At 69.4% G+C, this 19,960-nt stretch carries 14 protein-coding genes; 1 reads left to right on the top strand and 13 read right to left on the bottom strand.

Annotation, left to right across the window (positions count from 1 at the left end; genetic code table 11):
- Window positions 1–2: 2 nt before the first annotated feature.
- From ACFWV2_RS02480 to ngcE, 10 genes are all read right to left on the bottom strand, one after another.
- Window positions 3–1,085 (bottom strand): hypothetical protein, encoded by a 1,083-nt coding sequence (locus tag ACFWV2_RS02480; RefSeq protein WP_384400492.1) that lies wholly within the window; start codon window positions 1,083–1,085, stop codon window positions 3–5.
- A gap of 99 nt (window positions 1,086–1,184) precedes the next feature.
- Entirely contained in the window at window positions 1,185–2,663 is a 1,479-nt protein-coding gene (locus tag ACFWV2_RS02475; RefSeq protein ID WP_384401435.1) for an amino acid permease, read from the bottom strand.
- Between the two features lie 152 nt (window positions 2,664–2,815).
- A complete protein-coding gene (gene dxs, locus ACFWV2_RS02470; protein WP_384400489.1) occupies window positions 2,816–4,774 on the bottom strand; it encodes a 1-deoxy-D-xylulose-5-phosphate synthase in 1,959 nt (652 codons plus the stop codon).
- Window positions 4,775–5,026: 252 nt separating this feature from the next.
- Window positions 5,027–6,361 carry a sugar ABC transporter permease gene (locus ACFWV2_RS02465; protein ID WP_384400487.1) on the bottom strand — a complete coding sequence of 445 codons (1,335 nt, stop codon included), beginning with the start codon at window positions 6,359–6,361 and terminating at the stop codon, window positions 5,027–5,029.
- On the bottom strand, window positions 6,358–7,137 hold the full coding sequence (locus ACFWV2_RS02460) for an ATP-binding cassette domain-containing protein (RefSeq protein WP_384400484.1): 780 nt from the start codon (window positions 7,135–7,137) through the stop codon (window positions 6,358–6,360). The genes ACFWV2_RS02465 and ACFWV2_RS02460 overlap by 4 nt, the downstream gene beginning before the upstream one ends.
- A gap of 317 nt (window positions 7,138–7,454) precedes the next feature.
- Window positions 7,455–8,519 carry a sugar ABC transporter substrate-binding protein gene (locus ACFWV2_RS02455; RefSeq protein WP_384400481.1) on the bottom strand — a complete coding sequence of 355 codons (1,065 nt, stop codon included), beginning with the start codon at window positions 8,517–8,519 and terminating at the stop codon, window positions 7,455–7,457.
- Between the two features lie 123 nt (window positions 8,520–8,642).
- A complete protein-coding gene (locus tag ACFWV2_RS02450) occupies window positions 8,643–9,854 on the bottom strand; it encodes an ROK family transcriptional regulator (RefSeq protein ID WP_360789531.1) in 1,212 nt (403 codons plus the stop codon).
- A gap of 181 nt (window positions 9,855–10,035) precedes the next feature.
- A complete protein-coding gene (locus tag ACFWV2_RS02445; protein WP_384400479.1) occupies window positions 10,036–10,974 on the bottom strand; it encodes a carbohydrate ABC transporter permease in 939 nt (312 codons plus the stop codon).
- Window positions 10,974–11,903 carry a carbohydrate ABC transporter permease gene (locus ACFWV2_RS02440; RefSeq protein ID WP_384400476.1) on the bottom strand — a complete coding sequence of 310 codons (930 nt, stop codon included), beginning with the start codon at window positions 11,901–11,903 and terminating at the stop codon, window positions 10,974–10,976. The genes ACFWV2_RS02445 and ACFWV2_RS02440 overlap by 1 nt, the downstream gene beginning before the upstream one ends.
- 100 nt (window positions 11,904–12,003) lie before the next feature.
- Complete coding sequence (gene ngcE, locus ACFWV2_RS02435; protein WP_384400473.1) at window positions 12,004–13,449, bottom strand: N-acetylglucosamine/diacetylchitobiose ABC transporter substrate-binding protein; 1,446 nt, start codon at window positions 13,447–13,449, stop codon at window positions 12,004–12,006.
- Window positions 13,450–13,976: 527 nt separating this feature from the next.
- Here ngcE and ACFWV2_RS02430 point away from each other — a divergent pair.
- A complete protein-coding gene (locus ACFWV2_RS02430; protein ID WP_384400470.1) occupies window positions 13,977–14,894 on the top strand; it encodes an FG-GAP repeat domain-containing protein in 918 nt (305 codons plus the stop codon).
- 77 nt (window positions 14,895–14,971) lie between these two features.
- Here the strand turns inward: ACFWV2_RS02430 and acnA are convergent, their stop codons facing one another.
- The 3 genes from acnA to ACFWV2_RS02415 form a co-directional block, all read right to left on the bottom strand.
- Complete coding sequence (gene acnA / locus ACFWV2_RS02425; RefSeq protein ID WP_384400467.1) at window positions 14,972–17,689, bottom strand: aconitate hydratase AcnA; 2,718 nt, start codon at window positions 17,687–17,689, stop codon at window positions 14,972–14,974.
- A gap of 524 nt (window positions 17,690–18,213) precedes the next feature.
- Entirely contained in the window at window positions 18,214–18,741 is a 528-nt protein-coding gene (locus ACFWV2_RS02420; protein ID WP_384400464.1) for an SMI1/KNR4 family protein, read from the bottom strand.
- 112 nt (window positions 18,742–18,853) lie between these two features.
- Window positions 18,854–19,837: a helix-turn-helix domain-containing protein gene (locus tag ACFWV2_RS02415; protein ID WP_384400461.1), complete on the bottom strand. Its 984-nt coding sequence runs from the start codon at window positions 19,835–19,837 to the stop codon at window positions 18,854–18,856.
- Window positions 19,838–19,960 lie beyond the last annotated feature (123 nt).

Raw genomic sequence — 19,960 nt, 5'->3', positions numbered from 1 at the left:
GGTCACGCCAGGGAGCGCCAGCCTTCGAGCAGGAGTCCGTCCGCCGCCGCCTTCTGACGGGTGGTGAGCAGCGAGGTCCCGCCGACGTGGGCCATCACGACGAGACGCCCGTCGAGCCCCCGGGTGAGGACGGGGGCGAGGTCGCCCTGCGCCTCCCCCGTCTCCGACCAGCGGATGCCCTCGGCCTCCTGCTCGCTCGGGTAGGCGGCGAGGGCGAGCCGGCCGTCGGTGGACTGCTGGGCCAGGACCGTGCAGTCGAAGCCGTCGATGAGACAGCGGGTGACGGCGAGCCGGCCGGTGCCGACCGCCTCACCGAGGGGCGTGGGCTCCAGGGCGCGCTCCGGCGACCAGGCGCAGACCCGGCCGTCCTCGTCGAGGTAGTAGAGGGTGACGTGACCGGACGGGCCGGTCGTCGCCGCCAGGGTGCCCATGGTCACCGGGGCCGGCACGACCTCCTCGCGGATCGGCTTGGCCCCGGGCTCGCGCTGGACGTACCGGGCGAGGCCCTTGGCGTGCGCGCTGTACAGCTCGACGAGGCCCGAGCCGTTGGTGACGGCGACCGGCGAGGGGTCGGTCCGGGAGCCGTGCAGGTCCCACCAGGGGTGCCAGCCGCCGGCGTCCTTCTGCGCCCGCACGCTCAGGCCGCCGCCGCCGTTGCGCATGAAGACGTACGCGCGGCCCTGGGCGTCGACGGCGACGGCGGGGTTGCCGGTCCACGGCCCCTTGACGTTGGAGTGCCCGATCGCGCGCCATTCCAGGGCGGGGCGGCCCGTCTGGAACTGGACCGTGTGGACCACCTCGACGTGTCCTTCGTCGCCGCCGGTGGGGCGCAGTCCGACGAGGTGGACGTAGCGGTCGGCGCCCTGGCCGACCGCGAGGAGGGGGGTGAGCCCGCCGCCGCCGAGCGACACCGGCCCGCTCCAGACTCCGTCGGGCCCCTCGGTCCAGCGCACCACCTCTCCGTCCCGGGGCAGGTAGGCGCTGAACCGGCCCTCCTCCCCTCGGGTCAGCCAAGGCCCCTGGAGTACAGGGGCGGTGGTCGAGGTGTGAGAGCGGGCAGCGGGGACCTGGGATCGATTCGCCATGGGGGGATCCAGCACTCCGGTCGTCGTGAGGAGTTCGGGTACGAACCGACTGTAGTCGTCCTGCCGAACGGCCCCTTCCGCGGCCACCGCCCACCCGTCTCAGTACCGGGCGTTCGGGCCCTCCCGGCCGAGCCGGCTGTGACCGCGTCCGTACAGGAAGTACACGACGATGCCGATCGCCATCCAGACGGCGAAGCGGAACCAGGTCTCGCCGGGCAGGTTGAGCATCAGCCAGAGCGAGGCGGCGATGGAGAGGATCGGCAGCGCGGGCACCCAGGGGGTGCGGAAGGCGCGGGGCAGGTCCGGGCGGGTGCGGCGGAGCACGATGACACCGAACGCGACGAGGACGAAGGCGAAGAGGGTGCCGATGTTCACCAGGGTCGCCAGCTCGTTGATGCTGGTGAAGCCGGCGACGATCGCGATGATCACACCGAGCAGGATCGTCGGCCGGTAAGGGGTCTTGTACTTGGGGTGCGTGACGGAGAAGAAGCGCGGCAGCAGGCCGTCACGGCTCATCGCGAAGAACACCCGGGTCTGACCGAGGAGCAGGATCAGACAGACCGTGGTGAGGCCCACGGCGGCGCCGAAGCTGATGACGCCCGCGTAGAAGGGATGCCCGGCTGCCTTGAAGGCGTCGGCGAGCGGGGCGCTCACGGACAGCTCCGTGTAGTGCTGCATGCCGGTGACGACCAGGGCCACGGCCACGTAGAGGACCGTGCAGATGAGGAGCGAGCCCAGGATGCCCCGGGGCATGTCCCGCTGCGGCAGCTTGGTCTCCTCGGCGGCGGTCGCGACGACGTCGAAGCCGATGAAGGCGAAGAAGACGACCGAGGCGGCGGTGAAGATGCCCATGACGCCGAAGTTGGTCGGCTCGTACCCGAAGAGCAGCTGGACGAGCGGCGAGTCCCAGTTGGAGCCGCCGCCCTCGGGGGTGATCGCCGGCGGGATGAAGGGCTTGTAGTTGTCACCGACGATGAAGAACAGGCCCGCGATGATCACGATCATGACCACGGTCACCTTGATCGCCACGACGACGGCGGTGATCCGCGCGGAGAGCTTCATGCCGAGGACGAGGACCACGGTCAGCACCAGGACGAGGATGAAGGCCAGGATGTCGAAGGTGCCGCCCGCGGCGTCCGGGCCCTCCAGCCAGGCCGGTAGGTGCCAGCCGATGTTGTCCATGAGCGAGCGGACGTACCCCGACCAGCCGACGGCGACCACCGCCGTGCCGAGCGCGAACTCCAGGACGAGGTCCCAGCCGATGATCCAGGCCGGCAGCTCGCCGATCGAGGCGTACGCGAAGGTGTACGCCGATCCGGCCACCGGCACCGTCGAGGCGAACTCGGCGTAGCAGAGGGCGGCGAGGGCGCAGACGATGCCCGCCGCGACGAACGCGAGGGCGGTGGCCGGGCCCGCGTTCTCCTTGGCGACCTTTCCGGTCAGGACGAAGATGCCGGTGCCGATGATGACACCGACGCCGAACACCGTCAGATCCCACGCGGAGAGTGATTTCCGTAGCGCGTGCTCCGGTTCCTCCGTGTCCCGGATCGACTGTTCGACCGACTTGGTCCGGAACATTCCGGAGTTCGCCCGTGGCTGCTGGTCCGTACTCACCTTCGTACCTCCCTGCCGGCTGTCCGCCCTGGGGTCAGAATGCACGGCAATGGGCCGGTCGGCACTCCGAAGAGCAAGCCGACCGGCCCAAGGGTGACGCCGGGTGACGGGATCCGTCAGTCGCGGGCGGGCTCCACGGCCTGCGCGCTGCTCTCGTCGGGGGTCCCCCCCGCTCGAGCGGAGCCGAGAGCTTGGGGGAGGCCGTCGAGCCGTGAGACCAGACCGGTGACCTGGCGGGCGATGTCCGGGGCGGTCAGCCCGATCTCGGCCATCACCTCGGCCCGCGAGGCGTGGTCGAGGAAGCGCGGCGGGATCCCGAAGTCACGCAGCGGTACGTCCACTCCGGCGTCGCGCAGCGCCTGCGCGACGGCCGAGCCGACACCGCCGACGCGGCTGTTGTCCTCGACCGTGACGACGACCCGGTGACGCTCGGCCATCGGGGCGAGTGCCTCGTCGACCGGCTTGACCCAACGGGGGTCGACGACGGTGGTGGTGATGCCCTGGTTGTCGAGGAGGGTCGCGATCTCCAGGCACATCGGGGCGAGGGCGCCGACGGAGACCAGGAGGACGTCCGGCCTGTCGGTGCCGGGGTCCCGGAGCACGTCCATGCCGCCGACCCTGCGCAGGGCGGGGACGGCCGGGCCGACCGCGCCCTTGGAGAAGCGGACCACGGTCGGGGCGTCGGTCACCTCGACGGCCTCGCGCAGCTGGGCGCGGACCTGGTCGGCGTCGCGCGGGGCGGCGAGCCGCAGGCCGGGGACGACCTGGAGGATCGACATGTCCCACATGCCGTTGTGCGAGGCGCCGTCGGTACCGGTGACGCCGGCCCGGTCCAGGACGAAGGTGACACCGCACCTGTGCAGGGCCACGTCCATCAGGACCTGGTCGAAGGCGCGGTTGAGGAAGGTCGCGTACACCGCGAAGACGGGGTGCAGTCCGCCGGTGGCGAGACCGGCCGCGGACACCGCGGCGTGCTGCTCGGCGATGCCGACGTCGAAGACCCGCTCGGGGAAGGCCTTGGCGAACTTGTCGAGACCGACGGGCTGGAGCATGGCCGCGGTGATCGCGACGATGTCCTCGCGCTCCTTGCCGAGCGCGACCATCTCCTCGGCGAAGACACCGGTCCAGTCGGCGCCGGAGGAGGAGATGGGCAGGCCCGTGTCGGGGTGGATCTTGCCGACGGCGTGGAAGCGGTCGGCCTCGTCCTGGAGGGCCGGCTGGTAGCCGCGGCCCTTCTCGGTGAGGCAGTGGACGATCACGGGGCCGCCGAAGCGCTTGGCGCGCGTGAGGGCGGACTCCAGGGCCTCCATGTCGTGGCCGTCGATCGGGCCGACGTACTTGAGACCGAGGTCCTCGAACATGCCCTGGGGGGCGATGAAGTCCTTGAGGCCCTTCTTCGCGCCGTGCAGGGTCTCGTAGAGCGGCCTCCCCACGACGGGGGTGCGCTCCAGGATGTCCTTGCCGCGGGCGAGGAAGCGCTCGTAGCCGTCGGTGGTGCGCAGGGTCGCCAGGTGGTTGGCGAGGCCGCCGATGGTCGGCGCGTAGGAGCGCTCGTTGTCGTTGACGACGATGACGAGCGGGCGGTCCTTGGCGGCGGCGATGTTGTTGAGCGCCTCCCAGGCCATGCCGCCGGTGAGGGCTCCGTCGCCGATGACGGCGACGACGTGGTCGTCCTTCTTCAGGACCTCGTTGGCCTTGGCGAGGCCGTCGGCCCAGCCGAGGACCGTGGAGGCGTGCGAGTTCTCGATGACGTCGTGCTCGGACTCGGCCTGCGAGGGGTAGCCGGAGAGGCCGCCCTTCATCTTGAGCTTCGAGAAGTCCTGGCGGCCGGTGAGCAGCTTGTGGACGTAGCTCTGGTGGCCGGTGTCCCAGAGGACCTTGTCCTTCGGGGAGTCGAACACGCGGTGCAGGGCGATGGTCAGCTCGACCACGCCGAGGTTGGGCCCGAGGTGCCCGCCGGTCTTGGAGACGGCGTCCACGAGGAACGTCCTGATCTCGTCGGCCAGCTGGTCCAGCTGTTCCGGGGAGAGCCGGTCCAGATCTCGCGGTCCCCTGATACGGGTCAGCAATGCCACCCGTGCCTCCTTGCGTTTGAGCTGGTCGAGCTTGCCGATTTGTCGAGTCTAATGTTCCGTCTTGGATCGTGGGCATCGGGCCGGTGGATGAGGCGTCACCCTCACGGCCTACACGCCGCTGATCTGTACGGCCCCGTGCCGGGCGGTGCACTGCTCCGGACGCAGCAGCGCCCGGCGCCGGTTTCGCGGCGCCGGGCGGTGTGGCGAGCGTTACGCGCGCGGGACGGGGTCCGTCCCGCGCGAGGGACAGGCCTAGGCGCGTCCCGCCGTCTTCTGCGTCTTGCGGGAGACCGAGTCGATGATCACGGCGATGAGCAGGACCGCTCCGGTGATCATGTACTGGATCGCGTTCGAGGACAGGTTCATCTGGTTGAGGCCCTGGACGATCGACTGGATGACCAGGATGCCGAGGAGCGCCGACCAGACCTTGCCGCGTCCGCCGAACAGGGAGGTACCGCCGATGACCGCGGCGGCGATGCACATCATCAGCTGGTTGCCGCCGCCGAGGGAGCGGTCGGCGCCACCGGTCGCGGACGCGAGGAACAGTCCGCCGATCGCGCCCATCGTGCCGGAGATCATGAACACCGAGATCCGGATCCACGCCACGTTGATGCCGGCGCGGCGGGCGGCCTCGATGCCGCCGCCGACGGCGAAGACCTGACGGCCGTAGGTGGTGCGGCGCAGCACGAAGTCGGTGACGAGCAGGATCACCAGGAAGATCACCAGCGACAGCGGGAGGCCCTGCTCCTGGTTGAAGCCGTAGGCGGCGACGAGGACCAGGACCGCGAGGACGGCGGTGCGCAGGATCATCTCGCTCTGCGGGCGGTACGGCAGCTCCGCGGCCTTGCGGCGGCGGGCGTCGCGCAGCTGGGCGAGGTAGAACGCGGCGACGACGGCCACGGCGAGGCCGTAGGCGGCGGCGACGTCGGAGAAGTAGTACTTGGTGAGGTCGCCGACGAAGCTGCCGATCGGCGTCGGGATGGTGGACCGCTCGCCCATGACCCAGGTCTGGAGGCCGGCCCAGCCGAGGAAGCCGGCGAGGGTGACGACGAAGGCGGGCACGCCGATCTTGGCGAAGACCAGGCCGTGGAAGGCGCCGAGCAGGGTGCCGGAGAGGATGCCGAGGAGGATGGCGAGGCCGTCCGGCATGTCGGTGCCGAGGACGCCCCACACCGCGCCGGCCAGGCCCGCGACGGAGCCGACGGCGAGGTCGATCTCGCCGAGCAGCAGCACGAACACGATGCCGACGGCCATGATGCCGGGGCCGACCGCGTACAGCGTGATCTGGTCGAGGTTGTACGACGTGATGAAGTTGCCGGTGAGGGCCTGGAAGACGATGCCGATGACGACGAGGCCGACCACGACGGGCAGCGAGCCGATCTCACCGGAGCGGATCTTGCGCTTGAACTCGTCGACGTAGCCCTTGAAGCCCTGCTCGCGCACGAGGAGGCGGGGGTCGACGGCGGGGACCGCGGCGGCGGCCGGGGTCTCGGTCACCGGGGTCTGCTCGCCGGGGGCCTGCGCGTCCGGGGTGCGGGGTTCGGGGACCGCTGCTTCCTCGCTCGCGGCGGGAGGGGTGTTGCTCACTTCGCTACCTCCGCGTTGCGGGCCTGGCGGCGGGTCACGGCGTTGTCCGTGGCACCGGTGATCGCGGCGATGATCTCTTCGTGCGTGGTGGTGGCGACCGGGAAGGTGCCGTTGTTGCGGCCCAGGCGCAGCACCGCGACGGTGTCGGCGACGGCCTTCACATCGGCCATGTTGTGGCTGATGAGGATGACGCCGAGGCCCTGCTCGCGCAGGCGCTCGACCAGGTCGAGGACCTGGGCGGTCTGCTCGACGCCGAGGGCGGCGGTCGGCTCGTCCAGGATCACGATCTTGGGGTTGCCGACGAGGGCGCGCGCGATGGCGACGACCTGCCGCTGGCCGCCGGAGAGGGCGGCGACGGGGATGCGGACGCTGGGGATGCGGATGGAGAGCGTGGAGAGCAGGTCCTTGGCCCGCTTCTCCATGGCGACCTCGTCGAGGACGCTGCCCTTCTTGATCTCGCGGCCGAGGAACAGGTTGGCGACGACGTCGAGGTTGTCGCAGAGCGCGAGGTCCTGGTAGACGGTCGCGACACCGAGGTTCTGGGAGTCCTGCGGGCGCTGGATCTCCACCTGCTCGCCCTCCCACTCGATGACGCCCTCGTCGATCGGGTGCACGCCGGCGATCGTCTTGACCAGCGTGGACTTTCCCGCTCCGTTGTCGCCGACGAGCGCGACGACTTCTCCTGCGTGGACTTCGAGATCGACACCGGAGAGGACCTGAACCGCTCCGAACCGCTTGAAGATCCCGCGCAACGCCAGCACGGGCGTCTGGGACACGTGAACCAACTCCTTCGCCGCCCGCGGGCGGCGGCATGTCGCGCCGCCGGTGCAGCGCCAAAGTTCGAGAGGGGGGGTGAGCTCGTCCGGCCCCCGGGCCGACAGCGGGGTCTGGGTCGGCCGGGGGCCGGACGGGCGGGAGGACGGATCCCAGTGCCGCACGCCGGCCGGAGGGAGTGTTCACCCTCTGTACGCGGGCCGTGGCGGCGGCCCAGTGCCGGCCACCCCGTCCGAGGGGCGGCCGGTGGGCCGTACGCGGCCGGCGGCGGGATCCGTGGTGCCGGGACCTCGGGGGGCCCGGCGGGTGGGGCGAGGGCCTACTTGACGCCCAGCTCGGTGCACTTGGCGGCGAGGTCCGCGGTGCAGAGGTCGGCGACCTTGTAGATGCCGTCCTTGACGACCGTGGTCTGGATGTTGGTCTTGTCGACCACGACCGGCGGGAAGAGCGTGGACGGCACGCCGTCGGTCGCGCCCTGGGCGCCGAGCTCCTTGCCCTGGAGCAGGTTGACCGCGAACTTGGCGGCCTCGGGGGCCAGCTGGAGCGGCGACTTGTAGATGGTGAAGGTCTGCGTGCCGGCGATGATCCGCTGGATGCCCGCGACCTCGGCGTCCTGGCCGCCGACCGGGATGTTCTTGATGCCGGCGTTCTCGAGGGAGGTGATGATGCCGCCGGCCATGCCGTCGTTGGCGGAGTAGACCGCGGTGATCTTGTCCTTGCCGAGCGAGGAGATCGCGGCGGACATCTTCTCGCCCGCGACCTTCGGGTCCCACTCGCCGGAGGCCTCGTAGGCGATCTTGCCGACCTTGCCGTCGAGGGCGCTGTGGGCGCCCTTCTTGAACAGCCCGGCGTTCGGGTCCTTCTCGTCGCCGTTGATCATCACGACGTTGGCGGTGGCGGCCTTGCCGCCGAGGGCGGCGAGGAGCGCCTGGCCCTGGAGCTCGCCGACCTTGTTGTTGTCGTGGCTGACGTAGGCGTCGGCGCCCTTGACGGCACGGTCGTACGCGATGACCTTGACGCCCTTGGCCTTGGCCTCGGTGACCCAGCCCTCGGCCTTGGTGGCGTCGACCGAGCCGAGCGCGATGACCTTGACGCCGTCGGCGATCAGCTGGTCGAACTGCTGCTTCTGCTTGACGACGTCGGAGACCGCGTTGTTGTAGACGACCTCGCAGTCACCGCAGGCGGCCTTGACGGCCTTCTCGAACTGGGGCTTGTCGAGGCCCTCGTAGCGAGCGGTCTTGTTCTCCGGAAGGAGCAGGCCGATCTTGGTCGAGCTGCCCTTGTCCGCGCTGTCGTCGCCGCCGGCCTGGCCGCAGGCGGCGAGCGTGAGGGCCATCGAGACCGCGGCCGTGGCTATGACGGCACGACGCGTCACTGCGTTCATGTGGGTTTTGCCTCCCTGACGAGGCCGCGACGTTGCGGCCGAGGTGGCACGAAGTCAACTTGGCCGCAACGTTGCCGTCAAGAAGTAAATTCTTAACGAGATGACAACGGTGGTGTTCGTTATCTAAGTGAAGGCAAGCCGAGACGCCGGCGCGGCCGTCGGGAGGGCGCTCTCCAACAGGGTCGAATCGCCCATTTCACTCAGGACGAGCGCGAGCGCGCCGAGCACCTCCGCACGGCCGCCGAGGGCCCCCTGGGTCAGCGAGAGCTGCCGGGCCGCGCTGGGGATCGCGTACCGGGAGACGGAGTCCCTGATGGGCGCCAGGACCAGCTCCCCGGCCTCGGCGAGGTCACCGCCGAGCACCACCCTGCTGGGATTCAGGAGGTTGCAGAGGTTGGCGATGCCGCTGCCGATGTGCCGCCCCACGTCCGCGATCACCCGCCGGCAGCCCGGGTCGCCCTCCCGGGCCAGCTGGACGACCCGTTCCATGGTGAGGTCGGGACCGTGGCCGGGCTGGAGCAGCGGCAGGACGTACCGGGCGGCGGTGAAGGTCTCCAGGCAGCCGCGGTTGCCGCAGCGGCAGACCGGGCCCGACTCGTCGAGCGTGATGTGCCCGATCTCCCCCGCGGTGCCGCCCGGCCCCCGGTAGACCCGCCCGTCGATGACCAGGCCGGCGCCGACACCGCTGGCCACCTTGATGTACGCCAGGTCCTTGACACCCCGCCCGCTGCCCCAGACCAGCTCACCGAGGGCGCCCAGGTTGGCGTCGTTGTCGACGTGCACGGGGACGCCCAGGCGGCCGGACAGCTCCTCCGCGGGGTTGATCCCGCTCCAGCCCGGCAGGATCGAGGTCGATCCGAGGGTTCCGGAGGAGACGTCGATCGGGCCCGGCACGCCGAGTCCGACACCGATCACCTTGTCCGGACCGATCCCGGTGGCCAGGATCAGCCGCTTGACCAGCTGTTCCGCCCGGTCGAAGCCCTCGGCGGCGGAGGCGTCCACGTCGAGCGGCTCGGCCTCCTCCGCGAGCACCTGATGGGCGAGGTTCCCGACGGCGACCCGGAGGTGGGTGTGGCCGAAGTCGACGCCGATCACGATGCCGGCGTCGCCGGAGAGCGAGACGCTGCGGGCGCGGCGACCGCCCGCGGAGGTCGGTGTGACGTCGACGGTGCCGCCGTCCTTCAGCTCCCGGACGATGTTGGAGACCGTCGCGGCGGACAGGCCCGTCGCCCGGGCGATCTCCGCCTGGGTCAGCGATCCGGCCATCCGCACCGCCCGGACGACCCGTTCGAGATTGGCCCTGTGCAGAGACGTCTGCGACCCCGGAGTCTCCATCGACTCACTCACTCCCACCGTTTTCTCCAACATGTGAACTCTAAGGGGACGCTTTCGCCTTGGTCCCCGTCAAGACCTTGAGAGGCGGACGGTCCGAGTCACACGGTGCCGGCGGTACGCGAGGGGCCCCCGGCACGGGGTGCGCCGGGGGCCCTGCGGGTACGGAAAGGGGGTTACGGGATCACTTCACGGCACCGGCCGTCAGACCGGCCACGACCTGACGCTGGAAGATGATGTACGCGGCCAGGACCGGGAGCATCGCCATGACGAGGCCGGCGAAGAGCCCGGACCAGTCGCCCTTGTAGCCCTGGCTGACGGCGAGCTGGACGAGTCCCTGCGAGAGCACCTTCCGCTCGGGCTCGGTGTTGAGCACGGTCGGCAGCAGGTACTGGTTCCACTGGCCGAGGAAGTTGAAGATGCCGACGCTGATGAGACCGGGCTTGGCCATCGGCAGCATCACCTGGAAGAAGGTCCGGGTGTGCGAGGCGCCGTCGACGAAGGCCGCCTCCGCGACCGAGGTCGGCAGGGTGCGGAAGAAGGCGGTCAGGAAGAAGACGGTGAAGGGCAGCGAGTACGCGATGTACACGAGGATCAGGCCGTGCAGCGTGTTCAGGAGGGCCATGTTCTGCATCACGTAGAACAGCGGCACGAGCGCCAGGATGATCGGGAAGCTCATCCCTCCGATGAAGAGGAAGTAGACGAAGCGGTTGCCCGGGAAGTCGAAGCGGGCCAGGACGTAGGCCGCCATCGAGCCGAGGAGCAGGGTCCCGAGGAGCGAGCCGCCGACCACCAGGAGCGTGTTCAGGAAGTAGTCGCTCATGTGGGCTTCGGTCCAGGCCCGCGACCAGTTCTCGAAGTGCAGCCGGTCCGGGAGCGCCCACGGGGAGGTGAAGATCGCCCGGTCGGTCTTGAAGGAGGTCATCACGGCCCAGAGCAGCGGCGTGACCACCATGATCGCCCAGATGATCAGTACGCCGTGCGAGAAGACGTTGAGGGCCGCGCCCTCGGCCTTGGCGGTCCTCCGGGGCGGGGGCGTGACCGTCTTGGTGACCACGGGACCCGGGCCGCCCGGGGAGCCGGGGCTCTCGACGCCGGTGGGGGCAGTGTCGGTCGTCTTCATCAGAACTCCAGCCGCTCGCGCCGGCCCACCTTCATCACGACGGCCGCGAAGGCCAGCGTGACGAGGAGGAGCGCGACACCGATGGTCGTGGCGTAGGCGGCCTGACCGTCCCGGAACGCCTTCTGGTACACGTACAACGGAAGGACGATGGTCGAGTAGTCCGGTCCGCCGCCACTGGGGCCGACGGTCATGATCTGGACGACGGCGAAGGACTCCGCGCCGAGCGCGAGGATGCCCATGTAGATCCAGCCCGACTGCACGGTGTCCCAGAGCAGCGGCAGGGTGATCTTGAAGAACGTGGTGAAGCGGTTCGCCCCGTCGAGGAGGGCCGCCTCGTAGAAGTCCCGCGGAATGGACGCCATGCCGGCCGAGAAGAGGACGACGAAGAATCCGACGGTGGACCAGACGAGGACCACCATCACACACATGAGGGCGAGGTCCGGATCTCCCAGCCAGTCCGGCTGGACGGTGTCGAGACCGACACCCTTCAGAACGGAATTGATGGCTCCGCTGTTCGGGTTGTACGCGAACTGGAAGAGCAGTGCCACGATCGCGATCGACAGCACCTGCGGGAAGAAATAGACGATCTTGTAGAAGGACGAGCCGCGCACACCCGCGATGGCCGCGCCCCTACGGCGCCGACCGCCGACATTGAGCATGAAGGCGAAGAACAGCGCGAGTCCGACCGTCACGATCGGGAGCACCACCGCGAAGGTCAGGCTGTGCTGGAGCGATTTCCAGAAGATCTCGTCGTCCAGCATCCGGCTGTAGTTGTCGACCCCGACCATCCCGAATTCGGGACTCAGTCCCGTCCAGTCCGTGAAGGAGTAGTAGATGGACTGGATGAAGGGCCAGATGACGAACAGCGCGTAGAGCGCGAGGGGGGCCGCCAGGAACCCCACGATGAAACGGTACTTGCCGTGTTGCATTCCTACCGACCCCGATCTTCCCGCGGAGGCGCGCCGCTGGTGCCGCGCGCGAAGGGCCCGGGGCCCGCTCCCGGTCGGCGGGAAGGGGCCCCGGCACAGCTCACTGGTGCTTGTAGTGCTTGATCGAGGAGTCCTTGGCCGCTTCGTCGGCGTACTTCTGGATCTTCTTGATCGTCTCGGCCGGGGTCGCGCGGCCCGCCATCATCTCGCCGATGCCCGCGACACCGATCTTCTCCTTCTGGAGCGCGACGTACCAGTCCTGGAGGCGCGGGTTGACGACGTTCTGACCGGCCTTCTCCAGCGCCGCGACGCCCGACTTGAGTCCCGGGGTCAGCTCGATGCCGTCGGTGCCGCCGTTGAGCGCGGTGAGGGACTTCACGGACTGGGTGAAGTTCTTGGAGGACGCCTCGCTGAGCATGATGCGCAGCTGCTCCATGCCGCCCTCGGGGTTCGCCGCCTTCGCCGGGACGATGAAGGGCTCGCCACCGGAGGCCCAGATGGTGCCGAACGGCATCTTGTCCGAGGCGTCGATGCCGGTCGGCGCGGAGACGGCCAGGCCGAAGTCGGCCGGCATGGTCTTCGCGGCCTCGTTCTCGACCCAGGAGCCGTTCGGGATGAACAGCGCCTTGCCCTCGGTCCAGGCGGTCTGCGACTGGATGTGGTCGAGGCCGGGCGTCCCCTTGAGGATGTAACCCTTCCGGACGAGCTCGTAGTACGCCTCGAAGCAGGCCTTGACCGCCGGGTGCTCCCAGGCCTTCGGCTCCAGGTTGTCGATCGCGTCCAGGACCTCGCGGCCGCCGACCTTGCCGATCATCGGGTAGAGCGAGAAGGGGACGTAGTACGGGTGCTTGCCCGCGTACGTCCAGCCGGCGATGCCCTTCTTCTTGGCCTTCTCGCAGACGGCCAGCATCTCGTCCCAGGTCTCCGGGTACTTCGCGTCGAGCGAGTCGAGGAGCTTCTGGGAGTACCAGACGCCGTAGATCGTGTAGGCGTAGTACATGATCCACACGGGGTCGCCGTCGAACTGGCCCATCTCGACGATGCCGGGCCGCAGGGTGTCGCGGACCTTCTTGCTCGGGTCGTCGATGGAGGGCGCGTCCAGGAGCGGGGTGAGGTCCGCCAGCTGCTTCTGGCCGACGAGGACACCCATGTCCATCTGCTCGGCGCCCGAGTTGTCGATGAGGTCCGGCGGGTTGCCGCCGTTGAAGCGCGGCTGGAGCGTGGTGGTGATCTTCTGGGTGGGGGTGAACTTGACCTTCGCCTTGGGGTAATTGGTCTCGTAGACCTTGACCGCGTCCTTGGCGTACTGCTGTCCGAATCCGCCGTCGAAGAGGACGAAATCGAGCGGAGCCGACTCGTTCACCGCGAGCGGGTTCTTTTCGGACTTCGTGCCCTTCTCGACCTTTCCGTTGCCACCGCTGTCGCTGCTCGCACAGGCGGAGAGGAACCCCATCGTCGGTACGGAGATCAGACCGATAGCGGCAGAACGCTTGATCAGATCGCGACGGCCAAGGCCCTCATCGGTGTGTGCGGAGGTGGATCCCATGCTCAAGTCCTCGCCTTCATTCAGGACTCAGGCGGTGTACCGGTCGCCCGTACTCGCTCGCCACAGGCGAAGGGCCCCGCCACCGCGGTCATTTGCAGCCGGGTCGTGCAGGCGTCGGGCCGTCGTGTGATGGATACGACTGGCTGGACGCCGACAGGTATAGTCCACTTCCCTTCGTCCGAGCAAGATCGAAACCAGGTTTCGGCAACCATCTTTCCCGAGTTGAGACCTCCGGGATAAGCACGGCGGATCTGCGGCGTTTCGTCCAACCATCCGTTCGTCGCCACCCTTGACACGACATCAGGCCTCACCGTACTGAGGCCGTTCCGGTGGGCCGCGGACGGCGGCTCATGGACAGACCGGACAAGGGGGACATGAGAGCGGGATCGAAACAGTTGTGTCACAGACCCCCTGCCCGGTGAAGGTTCTGTAAGGGCGATCCGGGATCATAGAGGTCCACCGTCTCCGTCCTCACGCAGCGACGAACGGCGGAACCTGCCTTTTACCTCTCGCATCTGGAGTAATACGTGGCCAACTCTTCTGGCCTGAACCGCACGGGCGTCCTGTCCCGTGTCACCGTGGCCGCGATCACGGCCGCCCTCGTGGGCACCACGACCGCCGCGGTCGCGGCGGACGCGCCGCAGTCCCGCTCCGCCGTCGCCGCCGCGACCGAGTCGTCGCGCGCCGGTACGTTCGCCGCGACCGCCGCCACGGTCACCCCGAACAACTCCCTGTTCGGCGTGGCGGGCAACGGCACCCTCTACCGCTACGACCTCGACGGCAGCGGCGGCCTGAAGGCCTCCGTGAACGCCGGCAGCGGGTGGCAGTACAGCAAGTTCATCACCCAGACGGACCACAACGCCGACGGGTTCGCGGACGCCCTCTGGTTCGTCGAGAACGGCCGACTCGCCCACATGAAGTTCGGTGGCTCGCCGGTCGACATCGGCGGCGGCTGGGGCGCCTACAACAAGGTGTTCTCGGCGAGCAACACGGGTGGCGGCGCTGCCGACGACCTGTTCGCGCGTGACAGCGCGGGCGTGCTTTGGCACTACCTGGGCTACGGCACGGGCAAGCTCACCACCCGGACCAAGGTCGGCGGGGGCTGGAACGCCTTCAACCAGATCACCGGCAAGGGTGACCTGACGGGTGACGGCAAGGCCGACATCGTCGCGCGCAACGCCTCTGGCGTGCTGTACCTCTACAAGGGCACCGGCAACTACAAGGCGCCCTTCTCCGCCCCCACCCGCATCGGTGGCGGTTGGAACGCCTTCAACTCCCTGCTGTCCGTCGGTGACATCAACATCGACGGCGTCGCGGACCTGGTCGCCCGTGACAGTGCGGGCGCCCTGTGGCTGTACAAGGGCACCGGCAACGCGGCCGCGCCCTTCCACACCAAGGTCAAGATCGGCACGTCCGGCTGGAACGGCTTCAAGATCATGTTCTGACCGTCCCCACCGCAGCACAAGGGCCCCGCTCCTCTTCCGAGGAGCGGGGCCCTTGCCGTTCAGCCGGTCCGGGGGTGTCAGCCGCGGATCAGGTTGCGGAGCACGTACTGCATGATGCCGCCGTTGCGGTAGTAGTCCGCCTCGCCGGGCGTGTCGATGCGGACGACCGCGTCGAACTCGACACCGGTGTCGGTGCTGACCTTGACCGTCCGCGGGGTCGTGCCGTTGTTGAGCTCCTCGACGCCGGTGAAGGAGAAGGTCTCCTCGCCGGTCAGGCCCAGGGTCGCGGCCGTCTGGCCCTCGGGGAACTGGAGCGGCAGGACGCCCATGCCGATGAGGTTCGAACGGTGGATGCGCTCGTACGACTCGGCGACGACGGCCTTGACGCCGAGCAGCGCGGTGCCCTTGGCGGCCCAGTCGCGGGACGAGCCGGAGCCGTACTCCTTGCCCGCCAGGATCGCGAGCGGGGTGCCCTGCTCGATGTAGTTGCGGGAGGCGTCGTAGATGAACGACACCGGCGCGTCCGGCTGGGTGAAGTCGCGGGTGTAGCCGCCCTCGGTGCCCGGCGCGATCTGGTTGCGCAGGCGGATGTTGGCGAAGGTGCCGCGGATCATGACCTCGTGGTTGCCACGGCGCGAGCCGTAGGAGTTGAAGTCGCGACGCTCCACACCGTGCTCGGTGAGGTACTTGCCGGCCGGGGTGTCGGCCTTGATGGCACCGGCCGGGGAGATGTGGTCGGTGGTGACCGAGTCGCCCAGCTTGGCCAGGACGCGGGCGCCGACGATGTCGGTGACCGGGGTGGTCTCCATCGTCATGCCCTCGAAGTACGGGGGCTTGCGGACGTAGGTGGACTCGGTGTCCCACTCGAAGGTGTTGCCGGTCGGGATCGGCAGCGCCTGCCACTGTGCGTCACCCGCGAAGACGTCCTGGTAGGACTTGTTGAACATGTCCTCGCCGATGGCGTTGGCGACGACGTCGTTGACCTCGGCCTCCGTCGGCCAGATGTCGGCCAGGTAGACGGGCTTGCCGTCCTGGTCGACGCCGAGGGCGTCCTTGGTGATGTCCACCTTCATGGACCCCGCGAGGGCGTACGCGACGACCAGCGGCGGGGAGGCCAGGTAGTTCATCTTGACGTCGGGGTTGATACGGCCCTCGAAGTTCCGGTTGCCGGAGAGGACCGAGGTGACCGCGAGGTCGTGGTCGTTGACGGCCTTGGAGACCTCCTCCGGCAGCGGGCCGGAGTTGCCGATGCAGGTGGTGCAGCCGTAGCCGACGAGGTTGAAGCCGACCTTGTCGAGGTACGGGGTGAGACCCGCCTTGTCGAAGTAGTCGGTGACGACCTTCGAGCCCGGGGCGAGGGTGGTCTTGACCCACGGCTTGCGGGTCAGGCCCTTCTCCACGGCCTTCTTCGCGACGAGCGCGGCGGCGACCATGACGTACGGGTTCGACGTGTTGGTGCAGGAGGTGATGGCCGCGACCGTCACCGCACCGTGGTCGATCTCGTAGGTCGAGCCGTCGGGGGCGGTCACGGTGACCGGCTTCGACGGGGCGCCGTTCGGGGTGTTCGCCGGGGCGTCGGAGGCCGGGAAGGACTCCTTGCCCGCCTCGTCGATGTCGTCCACGTAGTTGCGGACGTCCTGGGCGAACTGCTGGGCGGCGTTCGCGAGGACGATGCGGTCCTGCGGGCGCTTCGGGCCGGCGATGGAGGGGACGACCGTGGAGAGGTCGAGCTCCAGCTTCTCGGAGAAGTCGGGCTCGGCGGCCGGGTCGAGCCAGAGGCCCTGCTCCTTGGCGTACGCCTCGACGAGCGCGACCTGCTGCTCGGAGCGGCCGGTCAGCTTCAGGTACTTCAGGGTCTCGCCGTCGATCGGGAAGATCGCGGCGGTGGAACCGAACTCCGGCGACATGTTGCCGATGGTGGCGCGGTTCGCGAGGGAGGTCGCGGCGACGCCCTCACCGTAGAACTCGACGAACTTGCCGACGACGCCGTGCTTGCGCAGCATCTCGGTGATCGTGAGGACCAGGTCGGTGGCGGTGGTGCCGGCCGGGAGCTCGCCGGTCAGCTTGAAGCCGACGACGCGCGGGATGAGCATGGAGACCGGCTGGCCGAGCATCGCGGCCTCGGCCTCGATGCCACCGACGCCCCAGCCGAGCACACCGAGGCCGTTGACCATGGTGGTGTGGGAGTCGGTGCCGACGAGGGTGTCGGGGTACGCCTGGCCGTTTCGGACCATGACCGTACGGGCCAGGTGCTCGATGTTCACCTGGTGGACGATGCCGGTGCCCGGGGGGACGACCTTGAAGTCGTCGAAGGCGGTCTGGCCCCAGCGCAGGAACTGGTAGCGCTCCTTGTTGCGGCCGTACTCCAGCTCGACGTTCTGGCCGAAGGCCTCCTTCGTGCCGAACTTGTCGGCGATGACCGAGTGGTCGATGACCAGCTCGGCCGGGGAGAGCGGGTTGACCTTCGCCGGGTCGCCGCCGAGCTCCTTGACGGCCTCACGCATGGTGGCGAGGTCGACGACACAGGGAACGCCGGTGAAGTCCTGCATGATCACGCGGGCCGGCGTGAACTGGATCTCCTGGCTCGGCTGGGCCTGCGAGTCCCAGCCGCCGAGCGCCCGGATGTGGTCGGCGGTGATGTTCGCGCCGTCCTCGGTGCGGAGCAGGTTCTCCAGGAGGACCTTCAGGCTGTAAGGGAGGCGCGCGGAGCCCTCGACCTTGTCCAGCTTGAAGATCTCGTACGACTCGTCACCCACGCGCAGCGTGCTGCGGGCGTCGAAGCTGTTCGCCGACACGACAGTCTCCTTCATCAGTGTGCGCGATTACCGCGCAGCGACAATATGCGGCTGCCGCCGCGTGGTGCCGCCCGACTCCCCGCCGATCCGCTAAGGTAAGACTTAGTTAGGTAAACCTTACCGGGTGGGCGGCCGCGGTGCGCCGTAAGCAGTTATCTCGATGTCGAGATAACTCTAGTGCATCCCCGCCAGTCGGTCATGCCCGGCATGCCTGTGACCGCCGCCATGACGTTCCGAGCGGATCGGGGCGGCGCGGGTCGGCAGGTGTACGCCGCCGGTGAAGCCACCCGCGTACCCGGACCCTCCGGCGCCGCCGCCACGCCCACCAGCAGGAACCGGCTCCGCAGCGCGGGTGCCCACCGGGCGGGGCATGGGTCCTCCGAGGCCGGCGTGCGGATTCCGTCCCCCTGGTGAGGAAGCCGGCCGCGCGAAACGTTCTCCCGGGACGCGAATCTTCTCGGAGGCTTACGACCCCTCGGGCCGGCTCCCCGGGGGGCCGGTCAGGAACAGGTCCCGGGTGCCGGTCAGCGACAGAGGTCCACGACGTAGCCGTCGAAGGCCGGGAACTCTGTCGCCGCCTCCTCCCGTACGCGGGACGCCGGTGCGCGGTGGGACGGGGCGAAGCGCTCCGCGATCGCCGTCAGCTCGGGGTGCGGGTGCGGGGTCCAGTCGGGCTCGTACGAGGTGGCCGCCTCCCACGGGCCGTAGCCGGCGGCGAGCAGCCACAGGAAGGAGCCCAGGTCGCGCGCGACGACGCCGGTCTCGCCCTCGGAGCCGAGGAAGACGACGGGCTGTTCGACGACCGGGCGGCCAGGGCGGACCATCCAGAAGGCCGCGTATCCGCCGGTGCCGTCCTGGCCGAAGACACGGAAGTCGTCGCCGGTGAGTTCGCCGTTGCCCGTCCAGGCTTGGAACCAGTCCGTGGTCTCCTCGGCGGACAGGAAGGCACTGAAGGGCTCGAAGTCGATGCCGGAGCCCTCCTCGTACTCGAAGCGGACCGCCATGGCGGCGGCGATCCCCGGAGGGAAGCGGCGGTCGTCGGTCGGCGTCATGCGAACAGGCTAGCGATCGGGTAGGGGGGTCCTCGCGCACTGGGTCTGGACGGTCACCCGGGGCGGTCCTGGGACTGGACGCCACCCCGGGGGACGGCGGCACCCACCGGGCCTACACCTCACCCGGCGTGGACGGTCCTGGGGTGGGGCCGTGGGCTCCCGGCTCCTCGGTGGGCGCCGTGGACCGGCGGAAGGTGCGGCGGTAGGCGTCCGGGGGGACGCCGAGGGTGCGGTTGAAGTGGCGGCGCAGGGTCGTGGCCGTGCCCATGCCGGTGGCCGCCGCGATGGCGTCGACGCTGTCGCCACTGGATTCGAGGAGCTCCTGGGCGCGCCGGATCCGCTGGGTCAGCAGCCACTGGAGCGGGGTGGCGCCGGTCACCGCCCGGAAGTGGCGGCCGAGGTGGCGCGAGCTGATGTTCGCGCGGCGGGCCAGGTCCTCGACGGTGAGCGGCTGGTCCAGCCGCTCGATCGCCCACGGGAGCAGCTCGGTGAGCGGGTGGTCCTCCTGCGCCGGCACCGGCGCGGTGACGAACTGGGCCTGACCTCCGGAGCGGTGCGGGGGGACGACCAGACGGCGGGCGATCGTGTTGGCGTACGCCGAACCGTGGTCGAGGCGGACCAGGTGCAGGCAGAGGTCCATCGCGGCGGCCTTGCCGGCGGAGGTGAGCACGGTGCCGTTGTCGACGTAGAGGACGTCCGGGTCGACCTCGACCAGGGGGTGGCGGGCGGCCAGCTCGTCCGTGTGCGCCCAGTGGGTGGTGGCGCGGCGCCCGTCGAGCAGTCCCGCGGCGGCCAGGACGAACGCGCCCGTGCACAGCGAGGCCACCCGCGCGCCCGCCTCGTGGGCCGCGCGCACCGCGTCGACGAGTTCGGCGGGCGGGTCCACGTCGACGTCGGCCCAGCCGGGGACGATCACCGTGGCGGCACCCGGGAGCCGGTCGAGCCCGGCGTCCGGTTCGAGCCGGAACCTCCCGAACCGAACCGGGCCCGGTCCGCAGACGGCGAGATCGTACGCCGGGTCGTCGAACACCTCGTGCGCTACCGAGAGTTCGAAGTGCAGCATGCCGTCGGTGACGGCGAGCGCGACGGTTTCCATGTCCGTAATTGTACGGGCCATGTCGTTCCGGACACTCGTCGCGGCTGACGGTCCCTGACAGGCTCCTCGTACCGGAAGAGAACAGAGAACAAGGAACAGAGGACAGAGGGCGATGAAGGAAGT

It is taken from the genome of Streptomyces sp. NPDC058671 (genome assembly GCF_042716475.1).
Lineage (GTDB): Bacteria > Actinomycetota > Actinomycetes > Streptomycetales > Streptomycetaceae > Streptomyces.
This window is presented reverse-complemented; position numbering and strand designations above follow the sequence as displayed.